This is a genomic window from Maricaulis sp. (genome assembly GCF_030149425.1).
GTDB lineage: Bacteria > Pseudomonadota > Alphaproteobacteria > Caulobacterales > Maricaulaceae > Maricaulis.
In genome coordinates, this window is sequence record NZ_JASBRQ010000058.1 from 29,922 (window position 1) to 47,001 (window position 17,080).

Annotated in this window: 19 protein-coding genes; 11 read left to right on the plus strand and 8 right to left on the minus strand. The window is 63.0% G+C overall.

What is annotated here, in order from left to right; genetic code table 11:
• Positions 1–25: 25 nt before the first annotated feature.
• Positions 26–1,324 (minus strand): RsmB/NOP family class I SAM-dependent RNA methyltransferase, encoded by a 1,299-nt coding sequence (locus Q1V57_RS10060; protein ID WP_300530183.1) that lies wholly within the window; start codon positions 1,322–1,324, stop codon positions 26–28.
• Positions 1,325–1,373: 49 nt separating this feature from the next.
• Positions 1,374–2,270: a zinc metalloprotease HtpX gene (gene htpX, locus Q1V57_RS10065; protein ID WP_300530185.1), complete on the minus strand. Its 897-nt coding sequence runs from the start codon at positions 2,268–2,270 to the stop codon at positions 1,374–1,376.
• A gap of 66 nt (positions 2,271–2,336) precedes the next feature.
• Here htpX and Q1V57_RS10070 point away from each other — a divergent pair, with 66 nt between their 5' ends.
• The gene (locus tag Q1V57_RS10070) at positions 2,337–2,579 is read left to right on the plus strand and encodes a DUF1674 domain-containing protein (protein ID WP_300530187.1); all 243 of its coding nucleotides are present in this window, start codon (positions 2,337–2,339) and stop codon (positions 2,577–2,579) included.
• 8 nt (positions 2,580–2,587) lie between these two features.
• Here the strand turns inward: Q1V57_RS10070 and pyrF are convergent, their stop codons facing one another.
• The 3 genes from pyrF to Q1V57_RS10085 are packed head-to-tail and all read right to left on the minus strand — an operon-like array spanning position 2,588 to position 5,549.
• Positions 2,588–3,277, minus strand: coding sequence for an orotidine-5'-phosphate decarboxylase (gene pyrF, locus Q1V57_RS10075; RefSeq protein WP_300530189.1), 690 nt, complete (start codon positions 3,275–3,277; stop codon positions 2,588–2,590).
• Positions 3,278–3,320: 43 nt separating this feature from the next.
• Positions 3,321–4,148: an SDR family oxidoreductase gene (locus Q1V57_RS10080; protein WP_300530191.1), complete on the minus strand. Its 828-nt coding sequence runs from the start codon at positions 4,146–4,148 to the stop codon at positions 3,321–3,323.
• 60 nt (positions 4,149–4,208) lie between these two features.
• The gene (locus Q1V57_RS10085) at positions 4,209–5,549 is read right to left on the minus strand and encodes an alpha/beta fold hydrolase (RefSeq protein WP_300530193.1); all 1,341 of its coding nucleotides are present in this window, start codon (positions 5,547–5,549) and stop codon (positions 4,209–4,211) included.
• Positions 5,550–5,640: 91 nt separating this feature from the next.
• Between Q1V57_RS10085 and Q1V57_RS10090 the strand changes: the two genes are divergently transcribed.
• The 4 genes from Q1V57_RS10090 to Q1V57_RS10105 all read left to right on the plus strand — a co-directional run bounded on the left by Q1V57_RS10090 (position 5,641) and on the right by Q1V57_RS10105 (position 9,271).
• On the plus strand, positions 5,641–5,922 hold the full coding sequence (locus tag Q1V57_RS10090; RefSeq protein ID WP_300530195.1) for a metalloregulator ArsR/SmtB family transcription factor: 282 nt from the start codon (positions 5,641–5,643) through the stop codon (positions 5,920–5,922).
• Positions 5,919–6,614, plus strand: a complete 696-nt coding sequence (locus Q1V57_RS10095; protein ID WP_300530197.1) for an SdpI family protein — start codon at positions 5,919–5,921, stop codon at positions 6,612–6,614. Before Q1V57_RS10090 ends, Q1V57_RS10095 begins: the two co-directional genes overlap by 4 nt.
• A gap of 67 nt (positions 6,615–6,681) precedes the next feature.
• The gene (locus Q1V57_RS10100; protein ID WP_300530199.1) at positions 6,682–7,914 is read left to right on the plus strand and encodes an argininosuccinate synthase; all 1,233 of its coding nucleotides are present in this window, start codon (positions 6,682–6,684) and stop codon (positions 7,912–7,914) included.
• Positions 7,915–8,128: 214 nt separating this feature from the next.
• A complete protein-coding gene (locus tag Q1V57_RS10105; protein WP_300530201.1) occupies positions 8,129–9,271 on the plus strand; it encodes a HAMP domain-containing sensor histidine kinase in 1,143 nt (380 codons plus the stop codon).
• Here the strand turns inward: Q1V57_RS10105 and thpR are convergent.
• Positions 9,268–9,807, minus strand: a complete 540-nt coding sequence (thpR, locus tag Q1V57_RS10110; protein WP_300530203.1) for an RNA 2',3'-cyclic phosphodiesterase — start codon at positions 9,805–9,807, stop codon at positions 9,268–9,270. The two genes, Q1V57_RS10105 and thpR, sit on opposite strands and share 4 nt — an antisense overlap.
• Positions 9,808–9,995: 188 nt before the next feature.
• On the opposite strand from thpR, the gene Q1V57_RS10115 reads away from it, so the two are divergent.
• A complete protein-coding gene (locus Q1V57_RS10115) occupies positions 9,996–10,760 on the plus strand; it encodes a Bax inhibitor-1/YccA family protein (RefSeq protein ID WP_300530205.1) in 765 nt (254 codons plus the stop codon).
• An 81-nt stretch (positions 10,761–10,841) separates the two neighbouring features.
• Here the strand turns inward: Q1V57_RS10115 and Q1V57_RS10120 are convergent, their stop codons facing one another.
• Positions 10,842–11,132, minus strand: coding sequence for a DUF2794 domain-containing protein (locus Q1V57_RS10120; protein ID WP_366145130.1), 291 nt, complete (start codon positions 11,130–11,132; stop codon positions 10,842–10,844).
• 357 nt (positions 11,133–11,489) lie between these two features.
• Here Q1V57_RS10120 and Q1V57_RS10125 point away from each other — a divergent pair, with 357 nt between their 5' ends.
• Genes Q1V57_RS10125 through Q1V57_RS10145 form a run of 5 tightly spaced genes read left to right on the plus strand, consistent with a single transcriptional unit; the run spans position 11,490 to position 16,218 of the window.
• Positions 11,490–12,227, plus strand: a complete 738-nt coding sequence (locus Q1V57_RS10125; protein WP_300530209.1) for an ABC transporter ATP-binding protein — start codon at positions 11,490–11,492, stop codon at positions 12,225–12,227.
• A complete protein-coding gene (locus tag Q1V57_RS10130) occupies positions 12,227–12,967 on the plus strand; it encodes an ABC transporter permease subunit (protein WP_300530241.1) in 741 nt (246 codons plus the stop codon). The genes Q1V57_RS10125 and Q1V57_RS10130 overlap by 1 nt, the downstream gene beginning before the upstream one ends.
• Entirely contained in the window at positions 12,964–14,805 is a 1,842-nt protein-coding gene (locus Q1V57_RS10135) for a GldG family protein (RefSeq protein WP_300530211.1), read from the plus strand. Before Q1V57_RS10130 ends, Q1V57_RS10135 begins: the two co-directional genes overlap by 4 nt.
• Complete coding sequence (locus Q1V57_RS10140; protein ID WP_300530213.1) at positions 14,802–15,851, plus strand: DUF4340 domain-containing protein; 1,050 nt, start codon at positions 14,802–14,804, stop codon at positions 15,849–15,851. Before Q1V57_RS10135 ends, Q1V57_RS10140 begins: the two co-directional genes overlap by 4 nt.
• Positions 15,841–16,218 carry a VOC family protein gene (locus Q1V57_RS10145; protein ID WP_300530215.1) on the plus strand — a complete coding sequence of 126 codons (378 nt, stop codon included), beginning with the start codon at positions 15,841–15,843 and terminating at the stop codon, positions 16,216–16,218. The genes Q1V57_RS10140 and Q1V57_RS10145 overlap by 11 nt, the downstream gene beginning before the upstream one ends.
• Before the next feature lie 3 nt (positions 16,219–16,221).
• On the opposite strand, the gene Q1V57_RS10150 is transcribed toward Q1V57_RS10145, so the two are convergent.
• Positions 16,222–17,046: an LOG family protein gene (locus Q1V57_RS10150; protein ID WP_300530217.1), complete on the minus strand. Its 825-nt coding sequence runs from the start codon at positions 17,044–17,046 to the stop codon at positions 16,222–16,224.
• Positions 17,047–17,080 lie beyond the last annotated feature (34 nt).

Sequence of the window (17,080 nt, forward strand, 5' to 3'; positions counted from 1 at the left end):
CTGCAAGGCATTAACAAGCCTAAAATCACGCTGATTTTCGCAACCGCGCAATGAAAAACCCGTCCAGCGATCCGCGTTCGCGCCACATAGCCGGCGTTATGCGTAGATGACCGCGCTCATTGATCGCGTCTTCCAGCCCCGGAACCTCTTCCGGGCGGACCTTGTCGGTCTTCAGGCTCTTGTCGCGCTTGAGCACGTCGGAGATGAGGTATTCGCCCTCTTCCGGTTCCAAAGAACAGGTGCACAGGATCATGCGCCCGCCCGGCTTGAGCAATTTCGACGCGGCTCGCGCGAGATCGCGTTGCACACCGGCGAAACGGCGGATATCCGCATCGGTTTTGATCCAAGGGCTTTCAGGATGACGCCGCAGCGTGCCCGTGGCTGAACAGGGTGCGTCGAGCAGAACCGCATCGACTTCTTCCTCGCGCTTGTAATTGCGCGCATCGGCGATCTCGACCGTGGCGGTCAGGCCGGTACGCTCGAGGTTTTCATGCAGGCGCTTCATGCGCGGCTCGGAACTGTCGACGGCGATCACATCGGCACCGGCCGCAGCGAGCTGCATGGTTTTGCCACCCGGAGCGGCGCACAGGTCGACGATTGTCTGACCGGCTTCAGGCTCAAGCAATTTCACCGGCAGGGCTGCAGCGGCATCCTGGGCCCACCAGGCGCCCTCTTTATACCCGGGCAATTGCGCGACCTGGCCGACTGTGGCGCGGCGCAAAGTCCCTGTCGGGAGGGTGTCAGCATCCAATTCCTTGGCCCAATGCTCCAATTCGCTGCCATCGCGCAGGCTGAAATCGAGCGGCGGGGTTTCCAGGCCGGCTGCTGCAAAGCGGCTGAGCTGGCCCGGCCCATAGGTCTTGCGCCAGCGTGTGCGCAGCCATTCGGGGATATTCTCCGACGGCGGCAGCTTGACCGCGATCGTCTTGCCTTCCTTGGCCACGCGGCGCAGCACGGCATTGATCACGCTCTTGAACTTGACCGCATCCTGGCGGTCCTCTGCGAGTTTCATCGCCGTTGATACGGCCGCATGCGGCGGGGTGTCGAGCCAGAGCAATTGGGTGGCACCGGTGACCAGGATGGCCTGCATCGACCGTGTCGAACCGTCCAGCGGACGCGACAGGAAAGTGTTGAGCACTTTCGTCGTCTGTCCCAGGCGGCGAAAACTGGTGGCCAGGAGCAAGCGCGCAAAGGCCTTGTCACGCGGCGGCAGCGCATTGAAACCGCGCAGGGTTTCCAGCGCCGGCTCGAGCGTGCGGCGGTCTTTGGTGATGCGGATATAGGCGTCGACCGCAAAGCGGCGGGGATCTTTATCGTCCGTCATGGCCGCGCAGCTAGCACGCCGCGCGATCTCCGTCTAATCGCAAGGGCGGTTAGCCCCAAGGTCCACGCGGTCCCCAGGGGCCGGAACGGACCGGTGCAGCAGCGCCCGCCATCTTGCGCAACTGGTCGATCCGGTTGGCCGTATCGGGATGGGTGGAAAAGAGATTATCCATGCGCTGACCATTGAGCGGGTTGATGATGAACATATGCGCCGTTGCCGGATTACGCTCGGCCTGTTCATTCACCGTCTGGCGCGCGCTGCGCTCGATTTTTTCCAGAGCGGACGCCAGCGCCATCGGATTGCCGTGGATTTCCGCCCCGATCCGGTCGGCCTCGTACTCGCGCGAGCGGGAGATCGCTGATTGCACCAGCATCGCGGCCATCGGTGCGAAAATCATCAGCGCGATCGTGCCGAGCAGGCCGGCGCGGTTATTGCCGCCGAAAAAGAGCGCGAAATTGGCCAGCATGCCGATTGCGCCGGCCAGGGTGGCGGTCACCGTCATGGTCAGCGTGTCGCGGTTTTTCACATGCGCCAGCTCGTGCGCCATCACGCCCTGCACTTCTTCGCGATTTAGGCGATTGATCAGGCCCGTGGTGGCGGCGACGGCGGCGTGTTGCGGGTCGCGGCCGGTGGCAAAAGCATTGGGCTGGTCGGTTTCGATGACATAGATGCGTGGCTCCGGCATCTGCGCCTTGAATGCCAGGGCTTTGACGTCGGAGGCGTATTGGCGCAGCCGCGGATCGCGTTCATCGACGCGGATTTCCCGGGCGCCATGCATGCGCAGGACCGCATCGGCTGAGTTCCACCAGGCGAACAGGTTCATGCCCGCTGCCACGACCAGCGCAATGAGTGCTCCGCCGGCACCTCCCAGAATGAAACCGATACCCATGAAGAGTGCGGTCATACCCGCCAGGAGGAAGAAGGTGCGCAGCGTATTGCCGGTCATGCGATGAAACTCTCACTTCAGTACTTGGCGTTTTGCCTTTGGGGGCGTTTCGCCTATCTAGTTGGTATGACCGACGCACCTGATCAAGGGGGGAATACCCCTGCTGAAATCCCTGCCGCCACGCTGGAAAACGCCGCTCCGGGCAAGGCGCTGAGCCCTGCCGCCAAGCGCGCGCTGGAAGAGGCGGCAGCCCGCCGCGCAGCTCAGGCCGAGGCTGAAGCCATGCCGGAAGAACAGGGCGGTCCGAAAGGGCTGGAGCCGACCCGGTTCGGGGACTGGGAACGCAAGGGTATTGTCAGCGACTTCTGAGCGCGCCGCTAACCCGCCATTTCCGCGACGATGGCCTGTGCCGCTGCGACCGGATCCGGCGCCGCATTGATCGGCCGTCCGACGACAAGATGGGTCGAGCCCTTGCGGATCGCATCGCCCGGCGTCACCACGCGTTTCTGGTCGCCCGCATCCGCTCCTGCGGGGCGGATGCCTGGTGTGACAATCAGGAAGCCATCGCCAAAACGCTCACGGATTTCAGGGGCTTCCTGTGCACTGGCGACAATGCCATCAATGCCCGCCTCGAGGCTCTGCTCGACCCGGCGCAGGACCAGGTCGCGGGCCTTGAAGCCATAGCCCATCTCTTCCAGCATCGCGTCGTCATAACAGGTCATCACCGTGACCCCGAGGATCTTCAGGTCCGAACCCTCCCGGCCGGCATGGGCGGCGCGCATCACCGCGGGTTCGGCGTGTACGGTCAGCAGGTCAGCACCGGCGGTCACGATGGAGCGCGTGGCTTTTTCCACCGTGGCCGGGATGTCGTGCAGTTTGTAATCGAGGAAGACCTGTTTGCCGGCGGTCTTGAGTTCGCGGGCGAGGTCCATGCCGCCAATGGGCAGGAGCTGCAGGCCGATTTTGTAGAAGCTGACACTTTCGCCGAGCGTTTGCACGAGCGAGCGGGCGTCGCCGGTGGAGGGAAGGTCCAGCGCGGCGATCAGGCGGGGATCAGATTGGGTCATAAAACGCGGTTCTATGCCGCCGCGCTGCGATTTGGCAAGCCGGTCAGCTGGCGCTGTCCTTGGCGGTGTTCTCGCCCGTATTGCGCAGATTGGCGCTCTGACGGTCCATCAACCACATCGAAGCCGGCCCGGGCAGAACCTGGTTCAGCCCGGTGAGGAATTTCCACCACAGGCCCGGCACGCAGACGACCTGGTTACGCTGCAGGGCGTCATAACCGGCCTTGGCCACCTCATCCGCCTCGAGCCACCAGAATTTCGGCATTTGTGACACCAGCTTGCGGGTGTTGTTGACGTCGTGGAATTCCGAATAGGTCAGGCCCGGGCAGAGGGCGGAGACATGAATTCCGGACGCCTTGCCTTCCAGGTGCAGCGATTGGGAAAACTTGATCAGGGCCGATTTGACGGAGGAGTAGAGCGTGTGCCCGCGTGAGCCGGGCATGATGCCGGCCACCGAGGCGACGTTGAGAATACGGCCATAGCCGCGCTCCTCCATGCCCGGCATGACGCGGTGCACCAGCTCGCAATAGCTGATGTACATCAGCTGGATAAAGTCTGACTGCTGTTTCCAGCTGGTGCGAGTATAGGTGCCGGGCAGGCCGAAACCGGCATTATTGACCAGCGCATCAATCTGCCGTTCGCGGCTTTCCACCGCATCAATGATGGCTTTCGGGGCGGCCGGGTCGTTGAGGTCGGCGGCGATGACCAGGGTCTCGATACGGTGTTGGTCTTCGAGTTGATCAGCCAGGGCGCGGAGCCGGTCCTCGCGCCGGGCTACCAGCGCCAGGTCCCAGCCATTGGCGGCGAATTCCTGGGCGAGGGCTTTGCCGATGCCGGAGGAAGCTCCGGTGATGAGCGCAAGGCGGCGGGACATGACAGGCTCCTGTTCTTGTCCCGACTAGTTGAGGCGAATTTGGCCGCTTGTCCAGCCGCGCTAATTGCCGCAAGCCTCTGAAATCATCCGGCTGACATGGCCGGCGATAGCCGCGCCGGCCTGTGCGGACATGCCACCGGGCAGGCTGGTATACTCGCCCGGCTGGCCGGTTACGGCGTCCTGGAAGAGATGGTTCGCACCCTCAATCACCTCGATTGTGGTGGTCTCGCTGGAGCGCAGGCTTTCCACCCGGGCGACCGATGAGGCGCGAACAACCTGCAGATCCAGCGCGCCGAAGACGAAACTGGCGGGTCCGTCATAGCCGGAAATGGCGCTTGCCGGGTCCAGATCCAGTGCGTTCTGGGCGTAGTTTGAGCCCCAAATCAGGCCCTGTTGCTGTGCTGTTCCGGTGGGAATTCCGCGCGCGATCAGTGCGCTTTCGATGGCCGGCCCGGCTTCTCCCGGCGGGCTCTCGCGCATCGCCGTCATCACCGCCATCTGGATATCGCGCTGCGCCGCGATCTGGGCCTCGCTGCCGCCCGCCGCCCGGATCATCGCTTCGGCTTGTTCCAGCAGTGTGTCGCTCATCGAGGACACCATGGGCGCCAGGGCCAGAATGAAGTCCGGCTGTCCCGCATCGGCGGCCAGAAAGGCGAGCATGCCGCCCTCGGAATGTCCGATCAGACCGACGCATTGGTCATTGATGCCGTTGGCCTGGCGCAGGGCGTTGAGAGCGGCGGCGGCATCGTCGGCGATCTCCTGCGGGTGATCGGGAATGACGGCATCGGATTCGCCGACGCCGCGATCATCCAGGCGCAGGCTGGCAATTCCCTGCGTGGCGAGGGCATCGGCCAGATCCACAAAGATGCGATGCTCGCCCACAGTCATGTCGCGGTCCTGCGGACCGGAGCCGCTGATGATGTAGAGCGCGGGCGCATGCTCGACGCCCTGCGGCCGGCGTAGCGTGCCGGCCAGACGGACGCCGTTGGCATCGACACTGAAGGCCTGGTCGCGCGGGTCTGCGGCCGGAGCGGGGGTGTCTTGCGGGGTATGCGGCATCAGATCGAGGTCAAACGCCTGCCCGGCCTGGGAAAACCGACCGTCGATAGCGCCGTTGTCGGTCAGCGTGCCCCGATACCCGGCCTGGGCCATGGCCAGGTCCACGACCAGAACCCCGTCCTCGACATCCACGGCAGACGCGGGGATGCGGGCATTGCCCTGGTCGACGCTGATCATATAGCCGCTCAGGGCCCCATCCGTGTCCTCAATGACGAAATCCAGCCGCAGCTGGGCCGATCCGACATCGAGCGTGCCGCGCCAATGGCCTGCATAGGGCGATTGGGCCAGGGCTGGCGCGGCGAAACCGGCCAGGATCAGGGTCGCGAGAGCAAGCAGCCGCATGGGGAACTCCTTTGGTCTGGGAACTGTTTCGATCAATTGTTAGGAAAAAGCCTAATTAGGCAAGCGACAAATTTGTGCTACATGATTCGTCATGTCCGATGTCTTCAAAGCTCTGGCCCACCCGGTACGCCGTGACGTCCTGCGCAAACTGCGTGAGGGACCGATCAGTGCCGGGGACCTGGCGGAGGACTATCCCGTGTCCAAGCCGACCATGTCGGGGCATTTCAAAGTGCTCAAAGATGCGGAGCTGATCGTCGCCGAGAAGCACGGAACCACGATCAAATACCGGCTCAATGCCAGTGTTGCCGACGAGGCCCTGGCCTGGTTGATGGAGCTGGTGGGCAAGGATGGCGAGGAGGATTCGACGTCATGATCCGAAAAGGTATGATTTTCACGATACCGCTTGTCCTGGCGATGTTCGCGATGTCGGCCTATGGCTGGTTCAATGTCGAGCCGGGCACGCAATTGCCGGTGCATTGGGGCGTCGACGGTCAGCCCGATCGTTATGGCAGCCGGTTTGAAGCTTTTCTGATCATGCCGCTCTTCATGGCGGGTGTTCTGGTGCTGATGGCGATCTTGCCCTTCATCGATCCGCGCGGCCGCAATCTGCAACGCTCTCGACCGGCCTATCTGACGGTCTGGGTCGGTACTTATGTCTTCATCACTGCCGTGCATGCCGTCGTGGTGATGGCCTCGCTCGAGCTCTTGCCCAATGGCGGCGCCGATATCATGCCGCAGTTGGTTGTCGCTGGCTCGGGCCTGTTGATGATGCTGATCGGCAATGTGCTGGGCAAGGCCCGGCCCAACTGGTTCCTGGGTATCCGCACGCCGTGGACGCTCTCGTCCGACCGCGCCTGGGACCGCACGCACCGGCTCACCGGACGCCTGATGGTGCTGGGCGGAGCGGTGATGGTTGTCGCGATCTTCATGTTGCCGCCGCAGCTTGGATTTATTGTCGTCGCTGCAGGGGCCCTGATCCCGGCCGTGACCGGGGTGATCTACTCCTATTTCGCCTGGCGCGACGACCCGGAGCGCGAAACTGCATCTCCTGAGGAAGTGGAATAGCGCTTCTGCTTGTCACAGAACGCGTTGAGGTTTAGGCGAGCGGTGTCAGTTTGTCCGGAGACCCGCCATGTCCACCTCGCGCCCCATCAACAAGATTGTCCTCGCCTATTCCGGCGGTCTGGATACCTCGGTCATTCTGAAGTGGCTGCAGGAGGAATATAACGCCGAGGTGGTCACCTTCACCGCCGATCTGGGCCAGGGTGAAGAGCTCGGCCCGGCCCGCGCCAAGGCTGAGGCCGCCGGTGTCTCGGAGATTTTCATCGAGGATCTGCGCGAGGAATTCGTGCGCGATTTCGTCTATCCGATGGTGCGCGCCAATGCAGTTTATGAAGGCCTTTACCTGCTGGGGACCTCGATCGCACGACCGCTGATCTCCAAGCGCCTGGTTGAGATTGCGCACGAAACCGGGGCAGATGCCGTGGCCCATGGTGCCACCGGCAAGGGCAATGACCAGGTGCGTTTCGAGCTCGGCGTTTATGCCCTCGACCCGGATCTGCGGGTCATCGCGCCCTGGCGCGAGTGGGATCTGACCTCGCGGACCAAGCTGATCGAGTATGCGGAGTCGCGCGGCATTGATGTGCCGACCGACAAGCGTGGCGAGGCGCCCTTCTCTGTCGACGCCAACCTCTGGCACACCTCCTCGGAGGGCAAAATGCTCGAGGATCCGTCCGAAGAGGCCTTCGAAATGGTCTATCAGCGGACACTGCGCCCGGAAGATGCACCGGATCAGCCGGAATACATCACGCTTGAATTTGAGGCCGGCGACGCCGTCGCCTTGAATGGCGAGGCGCTCTCCCCGGCCAAACTCCTGACTGCATTGAACGAGCTCGGGCGCCGGCATGGTATCGGTCGCCTCGATCTGGTCGAAAACCGGTTTGTCGGCATGAAATCGCGCGGCATTTACGAGACCCCGGGCGGTGAAATCCTGATGGCCGCCCATCGCGGGATCGAGCAACTCACCCTTGATCGCGGCGCCGGCCACCTCAAGGACGAGCTCATGCCGCGTTATGCCAAGCTGGTCTATGAAGGTTTCTGGTTCTCTCCGGAACGCGAGATGCTGCAGGCCGCGATCGACAAAAGTCAGGAGTTTGTCAGTGGGGAAGTCCGGCTCAAACTCTATAAGGGCAGCGTCAATGTGGTCGGCCGCTCCTCGCCGGCTTCGCTCTACTCGCTTGAGCATGTCACCTTCGAGGATGACGATGTCTACGACCAGAAGGATGCCCAGGGCTTCATCCGGCTTAATGCATTGCGCTTGCAATTGCTGGCTCAACGCCGCCGCCGGCTCGGCCGCAACGATTGATTGCGGCCCGCGGTCCTGCCTTTGCGCCGGGCTGAAGGGCTAAACCCTGAGAACCCAAGTCAGCTCATGAAATATGAGTAGGCGTCGCTAGTGCTTTACTCCCGCCGCACGGGGGGCAAGGCTGACTTTTGCGCAATAGGCTGAGGTTAATTTCGTTTTAACACGCTGGCGCGAGTGTGTGGCCGTGCTTTGGGGGAGCCGGAATAGGTAGACGATGATCTGGGACCCAGTGCTCTTAAAGAGCGTCCTCGATTTATTCTACGCTGCTGCGACAATCACCGTGATTGTCCTGTTGATCCGTTGCGCTCAAACGCCGGCCCTGCATGAGCTTCGTGGCGACTTCTTCCTGATCACGATCGGTCTCTTCCTGCGCTTCGGCTTTTACGGCCTCGATCTGATGACCGTTGTCCTCGGCCCCGGCCTCATCGGCCAGGAGCGGGCGCTGGCTTTTTCCGACTATCTGCATACGAGCGTTCAGCCGCCGATCGATTTCATATCGACGATCTTCCTGATCATCGGCTTCCTGCAGCTCTTGCGCAGGCTGATGGCCATGTTCGGCCGTATGCAGCGATCCGAGGCTGCCTTGCGGCAGGAACTTGGCAGCCGCAGCGAAACCGAAAGCGAACTGATCGCCAAGGCCGAGCGGCAACGCGTCAGCAACCGGTCGAAATCGGAATTCATGGTCGGTATCAGCCACGAGCTGCGAACCCCGCTGAACGGGATCATCGGCCTGGCCAGCCTGATGTCGAATACCGACATGTCCGGCGATCAGCGCAAACTCTTGTCGACGCTCGAACAATCAGCCAAGGCCATGCTCTCCCGGGTCAATGATGTGCTGGACCTGGCGCGGCTTGAAAGCGGCCAAATCGAGCTCCGTACCCAGTCCTTCTCGCCCTGCGAGCTGGCCCGCAATGTCGACGCCTTGTATCAGCCCTTCGCCGGTGAAAAGGGCCTGGAGCTGAAAACCAGCTGTACCGACGACGCCCAGGGTCTGGTCATTGGCGATGCTGTGCTGATCAAGCAAGCCCTGAACAATCTCGTCTCCAACGCGATCAAATACACGCCGTCCGGCTCGGTGAGCATTGAAACCGATGTCCATGCCGCGGCCGCGGAACGCCTGTGGCTGCAGATCTGGGTCAGCGATACCGGGATCGGGATGGACCAGGCAATCATCGATCGTGTTGCCGATCCGATGCATACCATCAATGAGGGCGAGACCGGTCTGGGTCTGGCGATCGCCAGCCGGATCGTCAAATTGCTCAATGGACGCTTGCTGATCGAGACCACGCGTCAGACCGGCACGCGGATCGGTTTCCAGGTCCAGGTCCAGATCGAACCGGAAGCGGACGACGACTAGCCGAGCGGGTAATCGGCCAGCTTCTGATAGAGATTGCTGTCCCCGCGCTTCGGCCAGCTGCGATACAGTGAGAAATGCGTGACGGCGAGCGGCTCGATGCGGAAATGCGCGGTTCGCTCGAGGAAGCGGCGCAAGCGATCTTCCGGCGTGCCCTTGAGATAGGCCAGTGTCACATGCGGTTTGTAATTGCGCGTTTCGGCCTCCAGCCCGCTACGGCGGGCCGCGCGCTCGCAGCGGTCCTGCAAATACAATAACGGTTCGCTGGGGGTCACCCCGAGCCAGAGCGCGCGCGGTTCTGCCTTGCCGAACCAGCCGCTGGAGCCGATGTTCAACGTAAACGGTGGAAGGCTGATCGCGGCAAGCTCGGCATCGAGGTCTTCGGCCTGACGTTCGCCAACCTCGCCGAAAAAGCGCAGCGTGACATGGAGGTTTTCCGCTGGGCGCCAGCGTGCGCCGGCGACGCCGCGCTGCAGGCGGGCGATCTGTGGCCGCACCTCATCGGGAAGCCCGATGGCCGCAAATAAACGCATCACCATGGCAAATTCCCTGACTTCTCAGACGCGTGGGCGATGTAGGCATAGTTCGGTACGATGTCACACCTTTAATAGGGGATAAGGGGGGACGCACACCCCCTTGCGTCCCGCCTTGCCATTTCCGGGCAAGGTGACGATATTACGCGGCAAAGCGTCTATCGTGGCGCAATTGCAATGGTGAGAAGTAAGCAATGAATGATTTTTCGCGTCCCTACGGCGCCGCGCCGTCCATGGACATGTCCGTCGATGCCGGCCTGCGCAGCTTTATGCTGGGCGTCTACAACAAGATGGCGCTCGGCCTCCTGATCTCCGCCGCCATCGCTTACGCAGTGGGCACCTTCTCCCCGCTGACCCAACTCGTATTCGGCACGCCGCTTATCTTCGTCGTTCAGTGGGGCCCGCTGGCTCTGCTGCTTGGCTCGGCTTTCCTGATGCGCAACCCGTCGCCGATGAGCAGTGCGCTTCTGTACTGGACCATTGTCGGCCTGATTGGCGCCAGCCTGAGCATGTGGGTGATCCTCGCCACGTCCGGCCAGGCGGCGCAGACCATTGGCGGCCGCTCGCTCCAGGTTGATTTCGGCACGATTGCCCAGGCCTTCATGATCACGGCCTCGTCTTTCCTGGCGCTGTCCTTCTTCGGCTACACCACCAAGCGTGACCTGTCGCCGATCCGCAGCTTCCTGTTCATGGCCATGATCGGTGCCATCCTGCTCGGCCTGGCGAATGCCTTCTTCTTCCAGTCCGGCCTGCTGGAGCTTGGCCTTCAGTTCGGCGTTCTGTTGCTGATGGCGGGCCTGATCGCCTGGCAGACGCAGGACCTCAAGATCATGTACTACCAGATCGCTGGCGATCAGCGCTCCATGGCGGTGATGACCAATATGGGCGCTCTGAACCTCTACATCGCCTTCGTGAACATGTTCCAGATCATCCTGTCGCTGCTGGGTAGCCGCGAATAGGCACGATCCACAGATCACAAGAAAACCCCCGGAGCGCGCTGCTCCGGGGGTTTTTCTTTGCAGGCATGCGGGGTGGTCCCGCTAGTCGATCACCGTGAACTTCTTCTTGTCGAAAACCTTCAGCACCTGGGCCAGGTCATGGCCGCGCTTGAGGATCTGGCCGCCCAGGGCGACGACCTTGTATTCGCCCTGCTTATTACGATCGGCAGGTGTCTTGATGACGCTATAGACCGGCAATTCGCTGGTCCGGCGGAAAATCGAGAAGATGGCGCAGTCCTTCAACCCGTCGATGGCGTAATCCTTCCACTCGCCCTGGGCCACAAGGCGCCCGTAGACGCGCAGGATCTGATCCAGTTCGCGACGGTGCCACATGACGCTGGCACTAGCAGATTTCCCGGGTTGCGAGCTCTCGAACACACAAATTCTCCTGACAGTTGTGTAGCATAAACTAGCTTACAAAGTTTTCACGGGTTTGCCCAAAAGTCGCCGCAATCCGGGCACCATGCCGCCACAGGTCGCCTCCACCGTCTGCCTCGTCGGCCGGACGCGCTAAGGCTTCAGGTCCTGGTTTTAGACAGCCCCCCCAGCCCCCCGGATCTCGGAGCTGCGACCGGTCGACACCCAGCCTTAACCCCTTCAATCCGCAACTTGCTTTGCCACTGCTTTGGCTCTGGCCAAGTGCGCGCCGTCGCGCTAACGCTAGTGTCTCACTGCCCCGAGCGCTGCCCCATGCTGGTTGCCGACAACCTGGTCAAAAGCTTCGATAGCAAACGCGCCGTAAAAGGCGTCAGCTTCACCCTGGAGAAGGGCGAAGTGCTGGGATTTCTGGGGCCGAACGGGGCCGGCAAGACCACCACAATGCGTATGCTGGCCGGTTGCCTTGAGCCCGATGAGGGTATCGCCTCCATCGCCGGGTATAACTGCGTTGAAGCACGCCTCGAGGCGCAGGCCCGGCTCGGTTTCCTGCCGGAGGGGGCACCAGCCTATCCGGCGATGACGCCGCGGGGTTTCGTCAAATTCGGTCTGCGCGCCCGTGGTTTTCGGGGTGATGCTCTGACCCGGGCCTGCGCGCTGGCCATTGAGCGTGTGCGGCTGGGCGAGGCCGCCGATCAGCCGATTGGAACCCTGTCCAAGGGCTTCAAGCGCCGCGCTGCTCTGGCTGCAGCCATTGCCCATGACCCGGCCGTGCTGATCCTCGACGAACCTACGGACGGGCTCGACCCCAATCAGAAAGATGGTGTCCGCGCCTTGATCCGGGAAATGGCGCCCGACAAGGCGATCATCATCTCCACCCATATCCTTGAGGAAGTTCCGGCTGTGTGCAGCCGCGCCATCATTATCGCCAGTGGCAAGGTGTTGTTTGATGGCACGCCGCATGCCCTGGAAAAACGGGCAGAGGACGGATCCGTGGAGAGCGCGTTCCGGGCGCTGACCTTGACCGGTGAGACGCGGGAGAGTGCGGCGTGATGCATGCCCTTCATGCCGTCTACCGGCGCGAGCTCCTGGCCTATTTCCAGACCCCGCTGGCCTATGTTTTCCTGGCGGTCTTTGCCAGTGCAGCTCCGGCACTGGCCTTTCACATGGGCCGTTTCTTCGACACCAACCGGGCCGATCTGGCACCCCTGTTCGACTATATGCCCTGGCTGCTCCTGATCTTGATGCCGGCGCTCGCCATGCGCAGCTGGGCCGAGGAACGCGACCGCGGAACGCTGGAATTCCTCATGGCCCTGCCGATCCCGCTGTGGGCGTCGACCCTGGGAAAATTCCTCGCCGCCTGGAGCGTCGCCGGTCTGGCCCTGGTCTTGACCTTCCCGATGTGGATTGCGGTCAACTATCTCGGCAATCCGGACAATGCCGCCATCCTGACCGGCTATTTCGGGGCTTTGCTGCTGGCGGGTGGATACCTGGCGCTGGGCCAGGCCCTGTCGGCCACGACGTCCAACCAGGTGGTCGCTTTCGTCCTCGGCACCAGCGCCTGCTTCCTGCTCACCATGACCGGCCTGCCGATCGTGCTGGCGGTCGTTGGCGACAGTGCGCCGGCGGCGGTCTCTGAGTTCATCGCATCGTTGAGCGCACTTGAGCATTACAACGCATTCCGCAATGGCGTGATTGCCCTGACGGATGTGGTCTTCTTCCTCGGCCTGATCGCTGCCGCGCTGTCCTGTGCCGGCGTCCTGATCGCTGAACGGCGGGGAGGTGGCCGATGAAGCGGGCGCTATATCTGCCGCTGATGCTGGTCAGCATTATTGTGCTCTTCCTGGCCGGCAATCATCTCACCGCCCAGCTCTTTGCCGGGGCGCGGCTGGACCTGACCCAGAACGGGCTCTATCGCCTGTCGCCCGGCTCGGAGGAAATCCTTGATCGGCTCAACGAGCCGGTGGAGTGGCGGTTCTACTATTCTCGCGCCCTGGCCGCAGATTATCCGGCGATCCGGAGCTATGCGACGCGGGTGCGCGAATTCCTGCGCGGCTACGAAAAGCGGTCCGGCGGCCGGTTGCTGCTGATCGAGATAGATCCGGAACCCTTTTCCGAGAATGAGGACACCGCCCTCGCGACCGGCTTGACCCCGATCCCGACCGATACCGGCGAGACCATCTTTTTCGGGCTGGTGGCGCGCAATTCGATCGACCAGGAGGCGGTCATCGCCTTGTTCGATCCGGAAATGGAAGCCCGGCTGGAATATGACCTGACCCGGACCATTGCCGATATCGAGCGGACCCGGACCCCGCGTCTTGCCATCCTCACCAGCCTGCCCATCTCGCCCGATGATGGCGCCCCCAACCGCTTTGTGCGGGAGCTGGCCGGGGCCTATGAGCTGGACTGGATCGAACGCGATTTCGATACCCTGCCGGAAGCGGATGTGCTGCTGGCCTTGCATCCGGGCGAGCTGTCCGCCGCGCAAGCCTATCTGATCGACCAATTCCTGGTCCGCGGCGGGCGTTTGATCCTCTTCCTCGATCCGATGGCGCATATGGCCCTGCGGCCGGGCCCGGACGGGTTGCCGCCGCTGGATGCACAGCGCGGTTCGAGTTTCGGCCCCATGCTGGCCAATTGGGGTGTGAACTGGGACGAGAACGTCGTCGCCATGGACCGTGCCCTGGGGCTGGAAGTGCAGATTGTCGAGGCCGATGGCCGGCCGCGCATGCGCACCTATCCGCTCTGGTTCGCCCTGCCGGCGGCCCAGCTCAACCGCGAGGACCGCGCCACATCGGCGCTGGATCTGGGCGTCAATTTCGGCTCGCCCGGCGCGCTGTTCTTTACTCCGGGCACTGGTGTCGAGCTTGTGCCGCTGCTTTCGACCAGCCCTGAAGGCGCCTTGCTGGACGCCGATATCGCTGCGGGATCCCCCTCGCCGGATCAGTTACTGCGTGATTATGAGCGGGCGCCCGAGCCGCTCGTGCTTGGCGGCCGCTTGCAGGGGCGTTTCACGACGGCTTTCCCGGACGGTCCACCGGCCGATGGCGGCTTCTTCAACCCTGCTGATCATCGTGATACGGCCGAACGCGACGGTGAAGTCGTTCTCATCGCCGATGCGGACTGGCTCGATGACACGTTTTATGTCCGGGCCGACCCGGTCGGCGGCGAGCTGATCGTGGCCGATAATCTCAATCTGGCAATGAATCTGATTGATGCGGCCTTTGGCGATGAAGCCCTGGTGCGCTTGCGCTCGCGTACGCCGTCTGACCGGCCCATGCTGCGTGTTGAAAGCCTGCGGGCGGAGGCTGAGGACCGCTATTTCGAGACCCAGCAGAGGCTTGAGGTGCAGATCGCGGACGCCGAGGCGGAGCTTGAGCGCCTGCAGGGCACGGGTGGGACATCCGCCCTGTTCGGCGGTGATGCGACGGTTCGCAATGAAGCCCTCGCCCTGCGCGCCCAGATCAGCGATGCGCGCCGGCAATTGCGTGATGTGGAGCGCGACTTCCGCGAGGATATCGATGCCCTCGATGCCTCGCTGCAGTTCTGGACCATCGGCGTGCCTCCGGCACTGGTCATTTTCGGCGCCCTTCTGGGCAGCCTGGTCCGGCGGCGGAGGCGCGGTGCATGAGCCAGCCGATCGACAAGCAGCGCACCCATCACATCCTGATCGTTGGCGGGCTGGCCCTGGCCGCGCTAGTGGCGGCGCTATCCGTTTCTCTGCTGGATGCCCGGCGGGTCTGGCAGCCGGAGCTCGAAGGCGCTGTGTTCGCGGCCTGGCCCGATCAGGCCCCCCGGGCGCAGGACATCGAGGTCGCCCACGGCGAGGCGCGTTTTAGCATTTCCCGGCAGGGCGAGCGCTGGGTGATGCCGAGCCGCGATAACTACCCGGTTCGGCCGGATATCGTCGCGGCTATCGATGCTGTGTTGAGTGGCCTGACCTATGCTGGGGCCCGAACCGCTGACCCGGCCAAATACCCGGCCCTGGCGCTGGCTGAGCCCGGCGAGGCTGGCGGTGGTGCCCGGCTGACCGTGCGCGATGCCTCCGGCGCGGTGATCGCCGATCTGATCGCCGGTGAGACCCGTGGTCAGACGCTGTATATTCGCTTGCCCGGCGAGGCGCGCAGCTTCGCGGCTGATCTGGCGGATGGGACCAGCGCCGCGGCGCTTACCCAGACCGCCGACCAGTGGCTTGATCTCGGATTTCTGGAGCTGGGCCGGACGGCGATTGCCCGGGTCCGGATCCAGCCGGAAACCGGCCCCGCCTACCGGCTGGAGCGGCCGGCGCGGTCGACGCGGAATTTCGCCCTTCGCGAGCCGGCCGGGTGGACCCCGATCACGGCCGGTGCGGGCAATGGCCCGGCCAGCGCGCTGGGGCGGATCCGGTTTCGTGATGTCCGCCAGGTCGAACGTCTGACCGGCGCGATTGTCGGCTCGCATACGGCCGAGACATTTGGCGGACTGGAGGTTACCCTCGATATCATTGCCCAGGGCGAGACCCGCTGGGCCCGTATCCGCACCAACGCGTTGACCGATGATGCGGCCGAAGCGGCCGCCCTGCTGCAGGAAGAAAGCGAGGGCTGGGCCTATCTTTTGAGTGATCTGGCGCTGGACCGGCTGTTGCGGCCGCTTGATGAAATCGCCGATCCGCGACCGGGAGCCGGCGATGCGCCTTAACCAGATCACCATTCCGGTCACCGATATGACCCGCTCGCGCAGCTTCTACCGGCGGCTGGGCTTCCGTTTGCTGGTGGACACGCCGCATTATGCCCGCTTTCTGGCGCCCGATGGTGATACCACCTTCTCTCTCCAGATCGCCGACGGGCCGGTTTCCACCGGCGCCGTGATCTATCTGGAATGCGACAAGGTCGACACGGAGGTCGAGCGCCTGCGCGAGCGCGGATTCCAGTTCGAAACCGGGCCGGAGGATATGGGGTGGCTCTGGCGCGAGGCGATCCTGAAGGATCCGGACGGTCACAAGATCAAGATTTATCACGCCGGCAAGAACCGCATCGACCCGCCTTGGCGGGTGCAGGAGGACTAGCCGCTACATGCGTCCGCCCGGCTCGGGCAGGGCGTGTTCCGCCAGCTCCTTGGTAATGTAGGCAAAGGCCTCATCGATACTGTCGGTGCGATAGAGCAGATCCAGATCGCCGGGACTGATCGTGCCGAACTCAACCATGGCGTCGAGATTGAGGATCTTGTCCCAATACTCCGTGCCGAACAGGACAACGGGCAGGCGTTTGGTCATTTTCTGTGTCTGTACCAGCGTCAGGGTCTCAAACAGCTCGTCCAGCGTACCGAACCCGCCCGGCATGATCACCAGCGCCTTCGCCGGGTAGAGGAACCAGAATTTCCGGGTGAAGAAATAGTGGAATTCGAAGCTGAGATGCTCTGTGACCCACGGGTTGTTACCGGCTTCAAAGGGCAGGGAAATACCCAGCCCGACTGTTTCGCCCCCGGCTTCCGCCGCGCCGCGATTGGCCGCCTCCATAATACCGGGACCGGCACCGGTGCAGATCACGAAGCGGCGCCCGCCTTCATCGCTGATCTCGTCTGACCAGCGGGTCAGGCGCCCCGCCAGCTCGCGCGTGGCGTCATAGTATTTCACCAAACCCAGCTTCTTTTGAGCCTGGGTCTCGTCATCACCAGCCGCGCGCAGTGCGGCAATCTCGGCCTCAACATCGTCCCGGTCGCTGATCCGGGCAGATCCGAAGAACAGGATGGTGTCCTGGACGCCGTGTTCCTCGAACCGGTTTTGCGGGTCGAGATACTCGGCGAGAATGCGGACCGGGCGCGCCTGCGGGCTGCGGATGAAGCGGTCATCGCGATAGGCTTTGGACGGTGTGGTGAAGACTTTGGATTTCGACATGTTTTTCCTTTTTATCTGATCGAGTGATCGTGGG